At 75.0% G+C, this 13,919-nt stretch carries 11 protein-coding genes; 8 read left to right on the top strand and 3 right to left on the bottom strand.

Features of this window, described 5'->3' with window-relative positions; genetic code table 11:
- Positions 1 to 201: 201 nt before the first annotated feature.
- The 4 genes from KGD84_RS12865 to KGD84_RS12880 all read left to right on the top strand — a co-directional run bounded on the left by KGD84_RS12865 (position 202) and on the right by KGD84_RS12880 (position 3,804).
- Positions 202 to 813: an RNA polymerase sigma factor gene (locus KGD84_RS12865; RefSeq protein ID WP_220560544.1), complete on the top strand. Its 612-nt coding sequence runs from the start codon at positions 202 to 204 to the stop codon at positions 811 to 813.
- A gap of 103 nt (positions 814 to 916) precedes the next feature.
- The gene (locus KGD84_RS12870; protein WP_220560545.1) at positions 917 to 1,540 is read left to right on the top strand and encodes an SCO family protein; all 624 of its coding nucleotides are present in this window, start codon (positions 917 to 919) and stop codon (positions 1,538 to 1,540) included.
- Entirely contained in the window at positions 1,537 to 2,832 is a 1,296-nt protein-coding gene (locus tag KGD84_RS12875) for a Dyp-type peroxidase (RefSeq protein ID WP_220560546.1), read from the top strand. Before KGD84_RS12870 ends, KGD84_RS12875 begins: the two co-directional genes overlap by 4 nt.
- Before the next feature lie 297 nt (positions 2,833 to 3,129).
- Entirely contained in the window at positions 3,130 to 3,804 is a 675-nt protein-coding gene (locus KGD84_RS12880) for a copper chaperone PCu(A)C (protein ID WP_220560547.1), read from the top strand.
- 54 nt (positions 3,805 to 3,858) lie between these two features.
- Here the strand turns inward: KGD84_RS12880 and KGD84_RS12885 are convergent, their stop codons facing one another.
- Both KGD84_RS12885 and KGD84_RS12890 read right to left on the bottom strand, forming a co-directional pair.
- A complete protein-coding gene (locus KGD84_RS12885) occupies positions 3,859 to 5,304 on the bottom strand; it encodes a PepSY-associated TM helix domain-containing protein (RefSeq protein ID WP_220560549.1) in 1,446 nt (481 codons plus the stop codon).
- A gap of 220 nt (positions 5,305 to 5,524) precedes the next feature.
- Positions 5,525 to 6,829 carry an MFS transporter gene (locus tag KGD84_RS12890; protein ID WP_220560550.1) on the bottom strand — a complete coding sequence of 435 codons (1,305 nt, stop codon included), beginning with the start codon at positions 6,827 to 6,829 and terminating at the stop codon, positions 5,525 to 5,527.
- Between the two features lie 264 nt (positions 6,830 to 7,093).
- On the opposite strand from KGD84_RS12890, the gene KGD84_RS12895 reads away from it, so the two are divergent.
- The 4 genes from KGD84_RS12895 (at position 7,094) to KGD84_RS12910 (ending at position 12,646) form a co-directional block, all read left to right on the top strand.
- The gene (locus KGD84_RS12895; RefSeq protein ID WP_220560551.1) at positions 7,094 to 9,061 is read left to right on the top strand and encodes a helix-turn-helix domain-containing protein; all 1,968 of its coding nucleotides are present in this window, start codon (positions 7,094 to 7,096) and stop codon (positions 9,059 to 9,061) included.
- Positions 9,062 to 9,183: 122 nt separating this feature from the next.
- Positions 9,184 to 10,449 carry a hydroxymethylglutaryl-CoA reductase, degradative gene (locus KGD84_RS12900; protein ID WP_220560552.1) on the top strand — a complete coding sequence of 422 codons (1,266 nt, stop codon included), beginning with the start codon at positions 9,184 to 9,186 and terminating at the stop codon, positions 10,447 to 10,449.
- A gap of 131 nt (positions 10,450 to 10,580) precedes the next feature.
- A complete protein-coding gene (locus KGD84_RS12905; RefSeq protein WP_220560553.1) occupies positions 10,581 to 11,840 on the top strand; it encodes a CaiB/BaiF CoA transferase family protein in 1,260 nt (419 codons plus the stop codon).
- On the top strand, positions 11,840 to 12,646 hold the full coding sequence (locus tag KGD84_RS12910; protein ID WP_220560554.1) for an FAS1-like dehydratase domain-containing protein: 807 nt from the start codon (positions 11,840 to 11,842) through the stop codon (positions 12,644 to 12,646). The genes KGD84_RS12905 and KGD84_RS12910 overlap by 1 nt, the downstream gene beginning before the upstream one ends.
- Before the next feature lie 548 nt (positions 12,647 to 13,194).
- Here KGD84_RS12910 and KGD84_RS12915 read toward each other — a convergent pair.
- Positions 13,195 to 13,803, bottom strand: a complete 609-nt coding sequence (locus tag KGD84_RS12915; RefSeq protein ID WP_220560555.1) for a hypothetical protein — start codon at positions 13,801 to 13,803, stop codon at positions 13,195 to 13,197.
- Positions 13,804 to 13,919 lie beyond the last annotated feature (116 nt).

Genomic DNA, 13,919 nt, shown 5'->3' on the forward strand with positions numbered 1-13,919 from the left:
CCGCCCTCCGCCGTGCGGTCCCGGCACCCCCGCCGCTTTCTCCGCCGTGTCGGGAGGACCGTCGAACGCGCCGTCCGGGCGTCCGCCGATCCTCCCCTTCCGGGGCGTGCCGCCCGAGCGGCCGCCCCCTCGACGAGTACGCGCGCACCCGGGCCGGCTCCCGGCCCGGCGACCGCGCGGACGGCGACAGAAAGAACGGACATGCTCTCCCTCTGTGAGGCCGCCTCCGCCGTGCCCTTCGACGGGACCGCCCGCCCCGAGGGCTCCGCCCGCCCCGACGTGGCCGCGCACGGCGAACTGACCGTGCTGGCCATGCGCGCCAAAGAAGGCACCCGCGAGGCGCTGGAATCCCTCTTCGAGCTCACCCGCGACGACGTGGTGCGCTTCATCGCCCGCCGGGTCGACCCCGCGTGGGTGGACGACCTGACCCAGGAGACCTTCTCTCGCGCCCTGCGCGGCCTGGCCCACTACGCGGGACGCGCCCCGGTGCGCTCCTGGCTGTTCTCGGTGGCGCGCCACACCGTGGCCGACCGCTACCGGCTCCAGGGCCGGACCCCGCGCCACAGCACCGTGGACGAGTGCGCCGAGACCGGGGCGCTCGCGGAGCCGGGCCGGTTCGACGAGTACCTCGCCCTGCTGGACCTGCTGGACGCCCTCCCCGAGGACCGCAGGACGGCCTTCGTGCTGACCCAGCTCCAGGGGATGCCCTACGCCGAGGCGGCCGAGGCCATCGGCGCCCCCATCGGCACCGTGCGCTCCCGTGTGGCGCGCGGCCGCCGCGACCTGCTCCGGATGCTGCGCCAGGCGGCCTGACCCCGCCCCGGGCGGGACCGCGCCGCCGTCCCGCCCCACCCGGGCCCTGCCCCTCCCCGCCCCGGTCGACCGGCGACCGGGCCCCGACCATGGAACGAGAACGATGACTTCCCGCACGCGCCCGACGCGCGCCCTGACCGCCGCGCTCTGCGCCGCCGTACTGGCCGCGGCCACCGCCTGCTCCCCGGCCGACCCCGTCGCGGAGGCCGGGTACTACCTCGACCTGTCCGACGACCCCATGGCGGCCTCGGCCGTCGAGCTGGCGACCGTCGACGGTGAGCCCTGGGGGTTCACCGACGTCGCCGACGACCGGCTGACCCTGCTCTTCTTCGGCTACACCAGCTGCCCCGACGTGTGCCCCATGACCATGGCCGAGATCGACCTCGCCCTGGGCCAGGCCCGGGACGCCGCCGACTCCTACGACGTCGTCATGGTCAGCACCGACCCCGGACGCGACACCGACGAGCAGCTGCGCTCGTGGCTGGACCGCTTCGACCCCGCCTTCCAGGGGGTGCGCGGGGACATCGACGCCACCGTCGAGGCCGGCCGCGACTACGGGATCGCCATCGACCCGCCGCAGGAGACCGACGGGCAGTACCTGGTCACCCACGGCGGGCGCATCGTGGTCCTGCTGCCCGGCGGGGAGGCGGCGGGCATGTTCGACGAGGGCACCGAGGCCGACGAGATCGCCGCCCTGCTCCCGGCCCTCGCGGACACGCTGCTGTGAAACGCCGCACCGACACCGGGACCGGAACCGGGGCCGCCGGCGGCACCGGGGGCGGGCTCGCCCGGCGCGACCTGCTCACGGCCGCGGCGGCGGCCGGGGCCGCCGGCCTCGCCACCGGTGCGGCGGCCGCCCACGCCGCCGCCGCGCCCCGGGACACCGGGGAGCCCGACCCCGCACTCGCCCCCGCCCGCTCCCGGGCGGGGGCCCGCGGCGGCCTGCCCCCGGCACTGCTGACACCCACACCGTCGCAGGTCCACCTGGTCGCCGTGGACCTGCGGGCCGACCCCGGGGCCCCGGCCCGCGAGGCCGCGCGCCGGGTGCTGCGGATCTGGAGCCGGGAGGCCGCCGCCCTGCACGAACACGGGCTGGCGGCCCTCGTCGAGGGCGCACCCTCCCAGGGGCTGCGGCCCGCCTCGCTCGGCGTGACCCTCGGCCTGGGGGCCTCCCTGCTCGCCGCGGTGGGGCTGGCCGACCGGGTGCCGCCGCACCTGGAGGACCTGCCCGCCTTCGCCGCCGACCACCTGGAACCGGCCTGGTGCGGCGGGGACCTGCTGCTCCACGTCGGGGCCGAGGACCCGGTCGTGCTGTCCTCCGCCGTGGGGCACCTGCTCGGCGCGGTCGCGGCCGACGTGAGGGTGCGCTGGTCCCTGGCCGGGTTCCATCGCTCCGCCGCGGCGGCCGACGACCCGTCGGCCACCCCGCGCAACCTCATGGGGCAGATCGACGGCACGGTCAACCCGCGCCCGTCCGACGCCCTGTTCGGCCCCCAGGTCCTGGCCGCGCACCCCGAGCCCGCCCTGGCGTGGATGGACGGCGGCGCCTACCTCGTCGTCCGCCGCATCCGGATGCTCCTCGACGACTGGTTCGCGCTGGACCCGCGCGACCGCGAGGCCGTCATCGGACGCCGCCTGGATACCGGGGCGCCTCTGGGCGGAGCGGCCGAGGACGACCGACCCGACCTGGCCGCGACGGGGGACGACGGTTCCCCCGCCATCCCCCTCGACGCCCACATCAGGCTGGCCGCCCCGGAGAACACGCTGGGCGCCCGGATGCTGCGCCGCGGCTTCTCCTACGACCAGGGCTGGGACGCCCGGGGGCGGCGCCGGGCCGGGCTGCTCTTCACGGCCTGGCAGGCCGACCCCCGCACGGGGTTCACCCCCGTGCAGCGGGCCCTGGACGAGGGGGGCGACGCCCTCGGCCCGTTCATCCGGCACGAGGGCAGCGCCCTGTTCGCGGTCCCGCCGGTGCGCGGGGGCGCCCCGTGGACCGCGCACGACCTGCTCGGCGGGTGAGGGCGCGCACCGGCGGGAACCCGGGCGGCTCTGGAGACGACTCCTGGGATGGGCCGCCCGCCCCGCCCGGCCGCACGCCCACGGCCATGACCACGGTCACGAACGCGCCCGCGAGCGTGACCACGACCGCGACCACGAGGAGACCCGAGCACCATGCCGTCCCCGCGCGCCTCGCGCACCCCGCACGTCCCGTGCGTCCCGCACTCTCCGCATGTCCCGAACCCCCAGCACACCCCACCCGCCTCGTGCGTCTCGGATGTCCCGCACGTCTCGCACATCCCGGAGGTCTCGCACGCCATGCGCGTCCTGAATGATCCGCACGTCCCGTGTGTCCCGGATGCCCCGCGCGCCTGGCCCGCCCCGCAGGCCCCGAGCGTCCGGCAGGTCTCGCGGGTCCCGGATACCCCGCAGGCCCCGCGCACTCCGCGCGTTCCGCGGGCTCTGCGTTCTGTCGGCGTTTCCGCGGCGCTGGCCGCCGCGCTGCTGTTCGCCACGGCCTGTGGGGCCGCCGAGGCGCCCACGGCCGCCGAAGCCTCACCGGAGGCATCGCGCGGCCACGCGGTGGCGGGGGACCTGGAGGTCTCGGGCGCGTGGGTGCCCGAGCCCGCCAACCCCGAGGTCGCGGTGCTGTACCTGGAGGTGGCCAACGCCGCCGCCCGGGACGCGGCGATCACGGGCGTGTCCACCGACGCCTCGCCCGACGCCGACCTGTGCAGCACCGAGACCACGGACTCCGGGGCGTCCGGGATGCGGGTGGTGGAGGAGATCCCCGTGGCCGCCGGGGGAGCCACCGCCCTGGTGGACGGCGGCTACCACATCATGCTCAACGACCTCCCCGAGCCCCTGGAGGTGGGGGACGGGGTGGAGGTCACCCTCACCTTCGACGGCGACCGCGAAGCGGTGTTCACCGCCCCGGTGGAGCCCATGACCGCCGGGAGCGCCCCCGAGGCCGATCACGGCGGACACCACTGAGCCCTCGGCCGCCCGCACGGGCGCGCCCGGCGGCGGGTGCGCCCGTGCGGCCGTTCACCGGGCGTCCGACCCGACGGCCGGGGCCTCCCGCACCCTTCCTCCGGGATCCGCGGAGTCCGGGCGGCTCCTGCGCGCCCGCCACCCCAGGAGGACGTCCACGGCGAGGAACACCGCCAGGGACACCCCCAGCAGCGGCACCGCCCAGCCGGTCACCACCAGGACGGCGACCACCCCGGCCTTCCACGGCCAGGGCAGCGACCGGAAGGACCCGCGCGGGTAGGGGCGGCCCACCCCCAGGGCCCGGCCCCGGGTCGGCCGCCGCTGCCACCACATCCGGTACCCCCAGAGGACGACCGCGACCAGCCCGCCGGCGACGGCGGTGAGCACGATCTGGTTGGGCACCCCGAACAGCACGCCCATGTGCGCGTCGATGCCCCACCGGCTCAGCTTGGCCATGAGCGGGTAGTCGGAGAAGCGGACCACGTCGACCACCTCCCCGGTGTCGGCGGCGATCGCCGCGGAGTCCACGCTCGTCGGCCAGGACCGGTCGACCTGGGTCACCGTGTAGGGGGCCGCGGGGTCCTTCGGGAAGGAGACCTCGACGAGCCCGTCCAGGCCGGCCTCCCGGGCGCTCGCCAGCACCGTGTCGACGCCGACGTCCACACCGGGGGTGGCGTTCGGGGTCTCCACCGAGACGGCGGGGGTGGTCCAGGACAGCCGTTCGCGCAGGTCGGAGATGTTCGCCCCGGCATATTGCGACCAGGTCATGCCCGTGGCGGACAGGAACAGCAGACCCGCCAGCAGCCACAGCCCGGTCGCCCCGTGCACGGACACCGACCGGGAGCGGCCGGGCGCGGTGCCCGCGCCGGGGACCAGCAGGCGGCGGGCGCCCCCGCGCCCGCGCCGGCGCAGCGCCGCCGACACCCACAGGGCGGCCCCGCCCAGGGCGACCGCCCACAGCCAGCTCGCCGCCAGTTCGCTGTACAGGCGGCCCGCGTCGCCCAGGTGCAGGTTGCGGTGCAGCATGTCCACCCAGGTCCGCGCCGGCAGCGCGCCGCTGGTGCCGTAGGTCTCCATCACCCCCAGCACCTCGCCGTCGTAGGGGTCGACGAAGACCGTCGTCCGGTGGCTCTCGGACGACGCGGGCAGGTCGAAGAGGACCCGGGTGGAGTCCCGTTCCCCGGTGGCCGGGCGGACCGCGCCGGGTTCGGCGCCCGAGAGCTCCGCGCGGGCGATGCGCACCTGCTCGTGCAGGGGCAGGTGCTCCCCGCCCGGTTCGACGTAGAGCTGCTCGGCGTGCACCGCCTGTTCGAGCTGCGGCGTCCACACGTACAGCAGCCCGGAGACGGCGGCCACCAGGATGAACGGGGCGACGAACACCCCGGCGTAGAAGTGCAGGCGCAGGATCAGCGGGCGCAGCGCCGCCCAGGCGCCGCGGGTCCCGTCGGGCCGGTCCGGTGCGGGGGCGTCCGGTGCGGGGGTGTCCGGTCGTGGGTCCACGTGATCGTTCTCCTCGGAACGGTCCGCCGGGCGCGGTACCCGGCGGTCTCTCCCCCCTGTGGTCGTCGGCGGGGCCGCCCGGGTTCCCGCGGGGCGGCGATGGGCGCGCCGGCCTCGGCGGTGCCGCCGGGCACCGCCCGGACGGGCAGGGGCGGAGGGGAACCGGGGCGGCCGGAGCCCGTTCCGCGGCCGTCCGGGCCGCTTCCGGCGGACCGGGGCCTCAGGCGGAGGGCTCCTTCTCGACCGCGGGCCCGCCTGCCCCGGCGGACGCGGGCACCTCCGGCGCGGCCCCGTCCACCGTGGTCGCCCTGACCAGGGTCTCGGGCAGGTACCGGATGCCGATGACACCGATGAGGCTGAGCACGACCAGGTAGCCCGCCACCAGCCACGGGGTCCCCCCGCCCACGGACACCAGCCAGGTGGCCACCATGGGGGCGGTGCCCCCGGCGACGGCCGCGGGGATCTCCCGGGACAGGGCGATCCCGCTCCAGCGCATGCGGGTGGGGAAGATCTCGGCGATCATCGCCGCCGAGACGCCGATGGTGGCCCCCTGGATCACCGCCAGGCCCAGGATGAGCCCCAGGGCCACCAGCAGCGAGTTCTCGGTCTGGTAGAGCATGAACATCGGGAAGGCGAAGACCGTGCCGAACACGGCCGCGCCCATCAGCAGGGGCTTGCGGCCGATCCGGTCCGCGAGGGCGCCCGAGGCCAGGGTCGCCGGGATGGTGAGCAGCATGGCGGCGAGCAGGCCGATCAGCGCGTGCGTGGGGTTCACGCCCAGGGTCCCGGTGGTGTACGAGACGGAGAAGGTCTGGACGATGTACACCCACGGCAGGGCGAAGACGAAGAGGGCCATCCCGGCCAGCAGGAACCGCCAGTGGCCGCGCACCGCCTCCACCAGGGGCGCGCGCCCCTGGGCGTCCTCCTCGGCGGCCTCGAAGGCGGCGGTCTCCTTCACCCGGAACCGGAAGTACAGCGCGATGCCGATGATCACCACACTGGCCAGGAACGGCACGCGCCAGCCCCAGGCGATGAAGGCCTCGTCGGACATCACACCGGTCAGGACCGCGAAGGTGCTCGTGGCCAGGGCCATGCCCACGTAGACGGAGGCACCCGGGAACCCTGCGGTGAAGGCGCGCCTGCCCGTGCCCGCGGACTCGCTGGCCATGGTCATGGCCCCGGCGAACTCCGCGCCCGCGCCGGCGCCCTGGAAGACCCGGAGCACGATCAGCAGGACCGGAGCCCACAGCCCGATCGAGTCGTAGGTGGGCAGGAAGCCGATGAGCGTTGTGGCGCCGCCCATGATCAGCAGGGTGAACAGCAGGGTCCCCTTGCGGCCGATCCTGTCTCCGTAGTGCGCGAGCAGCAGGCCGCCGAAGGGGCGGGCCAGGAAGCCCACGGCGAAGGTGGCGAAGGCGCCCAGGGTGCCGGCGAGGTCGCTGCCGCCGAAGAAGAGCGGCGCGAAGACCAGGGCCGCGGCGAGTCCGTACAGGGTGAAGTCGTACCACTCGATGACGGTGCCCACCGAACTTCCGATGACGGCCCGCCGCCGTTGCCGGCGGGAATCCAAACCAGCACGATCGATGTCGTGTGAGACGGCCATACCACTTCTCCCTTGCGCCTGCCGGATCGTCCCGGCGGGGCCGCGGCGCGCTGACCGGGTGCCGCCGCCCGTCCGGACGTCGACTCACGTTAGTGTCGGGCGTCACACGCGTGATATGTGTCTTTGATACATCCGCCCGCTCTTTTCATGAGCTCTCATCCCACCGGGGTGCTCCGGGAGGTCGTCGTGGGACAGCGAACAGAGGCCGGACCGCCCCTCGGCGGACCGCCCCCGGGTCGGGGCGAGGCGCTGGCCGCACTCGTCTCCGCGGTCACCGGCTCCGGGAGCGCGTCCGACGCCGAGCGCGCCCTGGCCTCCCTCGGCCTGGAACCGGGGGAGGTCCGCGACCTCTCCGAGAAGATCGCCCTGGGACGGCGCGAACTGGTGCGCCTGCGCCGCCGCGAGTACGAGCTGGGGGTGCTGTTCTCCAGCGCCCGGGAGCTCGCCGCCGAACGGGACGGCGAGGCGCTGCTGGAGAAGATCGTCGACCGGGCCCACCAGATGATGGGCAGCGACCTGACCTACCTCTCGGAGTACGACCCCGCGACCCGGGAGCTGTTCGTCCGCACGACCATCGGCTCGGTCTCCCCGGACTTCCGGGCGCTGCGGGTACCGCCGGGCAAGGGCCTGGCGAGCCTCGTGGTGGAACGGGGCGCGGCCATGTCGGTGACCAGGTACGCGGAGTTCGAGACCGGCCGCCACGAGGCCGGGATCGACGCGGCGGTGGCGGCGGAGGGCATCGTCTCCATGCTCGGCGTCCCCATGCTGGCGGACGACGAGGTCCTCGGGGTGCTCTTCGTCGCCACCCGCGCCGAGCACGCGTTCACGCCGGAGGACACCGCCCTGCTGACCGCGCTGGCCGACCACGCCTCGGTGGTGCTGCAGACCGCGCGCATGCTGCGCAGCCTCCAGCGCGCAGAGGACGAATCCCGGCGGGCGCTCTCGCGCCTGACCGAGCACATGATCCAGCGGGACCGGGCCCACGCCGTGCACCGGAAACTGGTGGAGGCGGTGCTGACCGGCGGGGACTTCGGCACTGTGGCGGCCACGCTCTCCGACGAGCTGGCGCGGCCCGTGGCGCTGGCCGACCGGGCGGGGGGCCTCCTGGCCCGGGCGGGGAGCGGTCTGGAGCGGCCCGGCGCGCTCCGGGACGAGGCGCTGCTCGGAGCGGTGCGCCGCAGCGCGGAGTCGGGCCGCCTGGTCCCCCTGGAGGACGGGGGCCCCGTGGACGGGGTGGTCGCGTTCGCCGCGGGGGAGCGGCACCTGGGCACCGTGTTCCTGGGGAGGGGCGGCTTCGCCCTCAGCGACGTGGACGCGCGCACCGTCGAGCGCGCGGCCCAGGTGTGCGCCCTGCTGCTCCTGTCCCAGGAGGCCGTGGCCGAGACGGAGTACCGCGTGCACGGCGAGCTCATCGCCGACCTGCTCTCGCCTGACCCCGAGCGCAGGCGGGACGCCATGGCCCGGGGCCGCCAGCGGGGCATGGACGCCGCCGACCTCACCTCGCTGCTGGCGTTCTCCGTGCCGGCCGGGCAGCGCGGCCGCGCCGTCCGTCTGGCGGCCAAGGCCGCGCCCGCGCCGTCCCTGGCGGGGGAGCACCAGGGCCTCGTCATCGTTCTGGGCAGGCCCGGGCTGCGCGACCGGGCCGAGGAGATCCGGCGCGGACTCGCCCACCTCCTGGAGGGCGAGGTGCTCGGCGTGCTCCCGGCCCCCGGGGAGCCGAGCGCACAGTTCCCCCTGGTCAAGAAGACCGTGAAGCTGTTGGAGGCGCTCAGGGTCTCCGACGCCCTGGTCGAGACGGGCGACTACCTCCCCTACGCCGCCGTCTTCGACGCCGACGCCCCCGCCATGGAGGACTTCCTGCACCGGACCCTGGGACGGGTCAAGAGCTACGACGCCGAACGCGGGACGGAGCTGCTGCGGACCCTGCGGGCCTTCGTCCACCACGGGGCCAGCCCCACCCGGGCCGCCCGCGCCCTCAACTTCCACGTCAACACGATCCTCCAGCGGCTCGAACGGCTCGACCGCGTCCTGGGTTCCGGGTGGCGCGACGACGAGGACTACTTCAGGCTCACCCTGGCGGTGCGCATGGACGAGTTGCGGGAACGGCTCGTCGGCGGTGCCGAGGAGACCTGGCGTGGAGCCTCGGCACAGTGAATCGCCCTCTTGCTGTGCCCTTCCACCATGCGTCGGCTCACACGGCGACCCTAGGCTCACCACCGAGTATGAGAACGGTGCCCGGACCGACCTCCGGACGCCGTGTACCAGGAGGTGGATCCTTGCCGGTCAACAGTCGTATCCCCAAGCTCCGCGAGCTCGGCGTCCGGGACCGCCGGGCCAGGATCGCCGAGCACGCCGGCGTGGACCCCGCGGCCTTCGACCCGGAGAACGGCATCGGCCCCGAGCAGGCCGACCAGATGATCGAGAACGCCGTCGGTGTCTTCGGTGTACCGCTGGGCGTCGCCACCAACCTGACCGTCAACGGCCGCGACTACCTCGTCCCCATGGCGATCGAGGAGCCGAGCGTGGTGGCGGCCGCCTCCAACGCGGCGCGGATGGCCCGCGGGCGGGGAGGCCTGCGGGCCTCCACCACGGGGCCGGTGATGATCGCCCAGATCCAGATCGTGGACGTCCCCAACCCCGAGGCCGCCCGCTTCCGGATCCTGGAGGCCCGGGAGGAGATCATCGCGCGGGCGAACGAGCAGGACCCCGTGCTGGTGGACCTGGGGGGCGGGGCCCGGGCCGTGGAGGCCCGCGCGGTCCCCACCGCTTCGGGGACCCACCTCGTCGTGCACCTGGCCGTGGACGTCCGCGACGCCATGGGCGCCAACGCCGTCAACACGATGGCCGAGGCGCTGGCCCCCCGGCTGGCGGAACTCGCCGGCGGCCGCCCCCTGCTGCGCATCCTCAGCAACAAGGCGGACCGCAGGCTCGTGCGGGTCCGCGGCGAGTTCGACGCCGGGCTGCTGGGCGGGCCCCGGGTGGTGGACGACATCGTCCTGGCGAGCGACTTCGCCGCCGCCGACCCCTACCGGGCCGCCACGCACAACAAGGGCATCATGAACGGCATCTCCGCCGTCGTCCTCGCCACCGGCAACGACACCCGCGCCGTCGAGGCCGGGTGCCACGCCCACGCCGCCAGGGACGGCCGCTACACGGCCCTGTCGCGCTTCGAGAAGAACGGCGCCGGGAACCTGGTGGGGACCCTGGAGGTGCCCATGGCCGTCGGCCTGGTGGGCGGCGCCACCCGCGCCCACCCCACCGCCCGGGCCGCGATCGCCCTCCTGGGGGTGGACACGGCCGTCGAGCTCGGCGAGGTCATCGCGGCCGTGGGCCTGGTGCAGAACCTGGCCGCCTGCCGGGCCCTGGCCGCCGAGGGGATCCAGCGCGGCCACATGGCCCTGCACGCCCGCACCCTCGCCGTCTCGGCCGGGGCGGCGGGCGCGGAGATCTCGGAGGTGGCCGCCCGGATGGTGGCCGCGGGGCGGATCCGGGAGGAGTACGCCCGCGAGGTCCTCGGCGACCTCCGGGGCGCCCCCGCATGAGCGGGGCGCGGCCGCGACCGTATGAGCGGGGCACACCCCGGACGCCCGAGGGACGCACGACCGCATGAGCGGCGCACGACACGTTCCGCGGACCGCACCGCGGTCCGCGGGACCACAGGGAGTGAGACCTTTTGAACACCACACCGGAGTCCACGGACCGGCCCGGAGGCGGCGCGCTCGACGGGATCGTCGTGCTCGACCTCTCCCGGGTGCTGGCCGGGCCCTACGCGGCCCAGACCCTCGCCGACATGGGTGCCACGGTCATCAAGATCGAGAACCCCGAGGACCCCGACGTCTCCCGCGGGTTCCCCCCGTACCTGAGGACGGGGGAGGACGCCGACGGCGGGCCCGCGCAGGAGTTCAGCGGGTACTACGGCCAGTACAACCGCGGCAAGCTGGGGCTGACCGTCAACCTCGCCCACGAGGAGGGCAGGCAGGTCCTCAAGGACCTCGTGGCCGGCGCGGACGTGCTGGTGGAGAACTTCCGGCCCGGGACCATGGAGAAGCTCGGCGTCGGCTACGACGTGCTCCGGGAGATCAACCCCAGACTCGTCTACACCGCCATCTCCGGGTACGGCCACACCGGCTCCCGGAGCCGCCGCCCGGCGTTCGACAGCACGGCCCAGGCGGCGGGCGGGATCTGGTCCATGAACGGGTTCCCCGGCATGCCCCCGGTCCGCGTGGGGGTCACCATCGGCGACCTCTCTGCCTCGCTCTTCGCCGTCATCGGCACCCTGGCCGCGATCCGGCACGTCGAGCGCGGCGGGGAGGGCCAGAAGGTCGACGTCGCCCAGGTGGACAGCATCATCGCGCTGACCGAGACGGCCGTGGTCGACTACACCGTCGACGGCAGGGTCCCCGAGCCCGCGGGCAACGAGCACGCGTGGGTGCGGCCGTACGAGCTCTTCGACTGCGCCGACGGGCAGGTGTTCTTCGCCGGGTACACGGACAAGCTGTGGCGGGCCGGCTGCGAGCTGTTCGGCACCCCCGAGGCCACCGAGGACCCCGAGATCGACACCATGCGCAAGCGCTTCGACAAGGAGGTCTACGACAGGAAGGTCAAGCCCCTGATCGCCTCCTGGTTCCGCGACCGGACCCGGGCCGAGCTGGAGGAGCTCGCCGGGGACGTCGTCCCGCTGACCGCGCTGCGCACCATCGCCGACGTCGTCGAGGACCCCGGGACGGCGGAGCGGGAGATGGTCGTCGAAGCGGACTACGGGGAGCTGGGCCCGCTGCGGATGTTCGGCCAGCCGATCAAGCTGAGCGCCACCCCCGCCGACCCGGCCAGGACGGCCAACCGCGTCGGGGAGCACACCGACCGGGTGCTGGCCGACTTCGCCGGCTACGCGCCGGAGGAGATCGCCCGCCTGAAGAAGGGGGGAGCGGTCTGATGGGCGGCGCGGCCCCCACCCGCACCCAGCGCGTGGACACCGTTCCCGCGGAGGACTACCGGGGCACCTTCGCCCCGTGGCTCCCGAGCCCGGTCCCGGGCGACCCCCTGCCCCCGGGCTGGGAGGGGCTGTACTTCCCCTTCGCCACGGGAATGGACGGGCTGCGCCCGGACGGCACCCCGTTGGGGGACGCGCCGCCCGGGATCGACCTGCCGCGCCGGATGTACGCGGGCGAGGACACCGTCTTCCACCGCCCGATCCGGTTCGGGGACACCGTCGAGCAGAGGGTGCGCCAGGGCCGGGTCACGGAGAAGAGAGGCCGGAGCGGGCGGCTGGTCTTCGCCGACCTCGAACGGGAGTACCTCGTGGACGGGGAGCTCGCCGTCCGCAGCACCTGGCACGACGTGTTCCTGGAGCAGGACGCGCCCCCGCCGCCGGTCCGCCGGGCCGACCCGGCGGGGGACCGGTTCCACCGGCTCACCCCGGACTCCCGGCACCTCTTCCGGTTCTCCGCGATCACCTTCAACACCCACCGCGTGCACTACGACCGGGACTGGGCGCAGCGGGTGGAGGGGCTGGAGGACCTGCTCGTGCACGGCCCGCTCACCCGGCTGCTGATGCTGGACGCCGTCATGGCGGGTGGCGGTCCGGGCAGGACGCCCGCTCGCTGCTCGTTCACCGCGACGGCCCCGCTCTTCGTCGACCGGGAGATCACGGTGGGCGTCACGGACGGGGAGGACACCGCCCGCGCGGTGGCGGTGGCCGACGACGGTCGTCTCGCCGCCGAGGCGACCGTCCACTGGTGAGGCCGACGGCGGTGTCCGGTACCGGGCCGGGGCTTGGCCTGCGGGTCCCCGGCCCGGACACCGCCGTCGGCAGGAGGGCCCGCGCCCTCCGGGTGTCCCATGCGCTCGAGCGTGTTCCACCCCGGGGCTTGTTCTCCTTCTCCCATCACCGGTTCCCGCCCCGGGCCGAGGCGGTGCCGGAGCGGCTCGGCCCGGTGCAGGCGTGCGGGCGGACAGGCGTCCCGGTCGTCGAAGACCGACGGCGAAGGCCCCCTCCGGAAAGAACGACCGGGCCGTGGCCAGGCTGCGGGCGCGTTCCATGATCCGCTCCAGCGAACGGACGCGGTCGGGACCGGCGGGCATGGTCGCGCGCACCGAGCGGTAGTCGGTGAGGATGAGCCCTGCGGCTTCGAGGAGGGTGCGGGGGTGTCCGGTCGTGGGTCCACGTGATCGTTCTCCTCGGAACGGTCCGCCGGGCGCGGTACCCGGCGGTCTCTCCCCCTGTGGTCGTCGGCGGGGCCGCCCGGGTTCCCGCGGGGCTTCGGTGCCGCTCGCCGCGCGCCCGCTTCTCAGCGGAGGAGTGGGAAGACGACCGCCGCGACGGCCGCGCCGAGCACCGCCCCCACGACGGCCTGCGCCGGCGTGTGGTCCCGGAGGCGGACCCGGGACCAGCCGATGACCGCGACGACCGGTACCGCGACCGCCGTCGGCGCGCCGTAGGTGAGCATGAGGACGACGGAGACCCCGCCGGCCACGGCGGTGTGGAAGGAGATCTTCCACGTCAACGTGATCGCCAGTGTGATCACCAGTGCGATCAGCATGGCGGCGACGAGCGCGAACAGCTCCCGCGGCGCGTCCAGCGACACGAGCGTCGCGACACCCAGGGACACGCACGCGATGACCATCAGGAGGGGGACGAACCGCTGGCGGCGCTCCCGTACATGGCGGTCGGTCCACCAGCCGAACCGGACACCGAGGATGAGGACCGTGTAGGGGATGACGCCGCAGAACAGCGCGGCGAGGAGGCCCCAGCCCAGACCGGCGATGCTCCGGGTGTCGTACCACCCGACCGCAAGCAGGACGGCGACCACGAGGACACCGGGCGTGAACACCTCGGTGACGGCTCGGGCCGCCCGGTCCGCGGCCGTGGGGGTGTGGGCCTCGTCGAGCGCGGTCACAGCGGTTCCTCTGTTCTGTCGGCGTCGTGGGCGGCGGACGGGTGTCCGCGGGCGGCACGGAACGGCCGGCGGGTTCTCCGGTCCGGGTCCATCCGACCATGATCCCCGGTCCTTCC

The organism is Nocardiopsis changdeensis, assembly GCF_018316655.1.
Taxonomy (GTDB): Bacteria; Actinomycetota; Actinomycetes; order Streptosporangiales; family Streptosporangiaceae; genus Nocardiopsis; species Nocardiopsis changdeensis.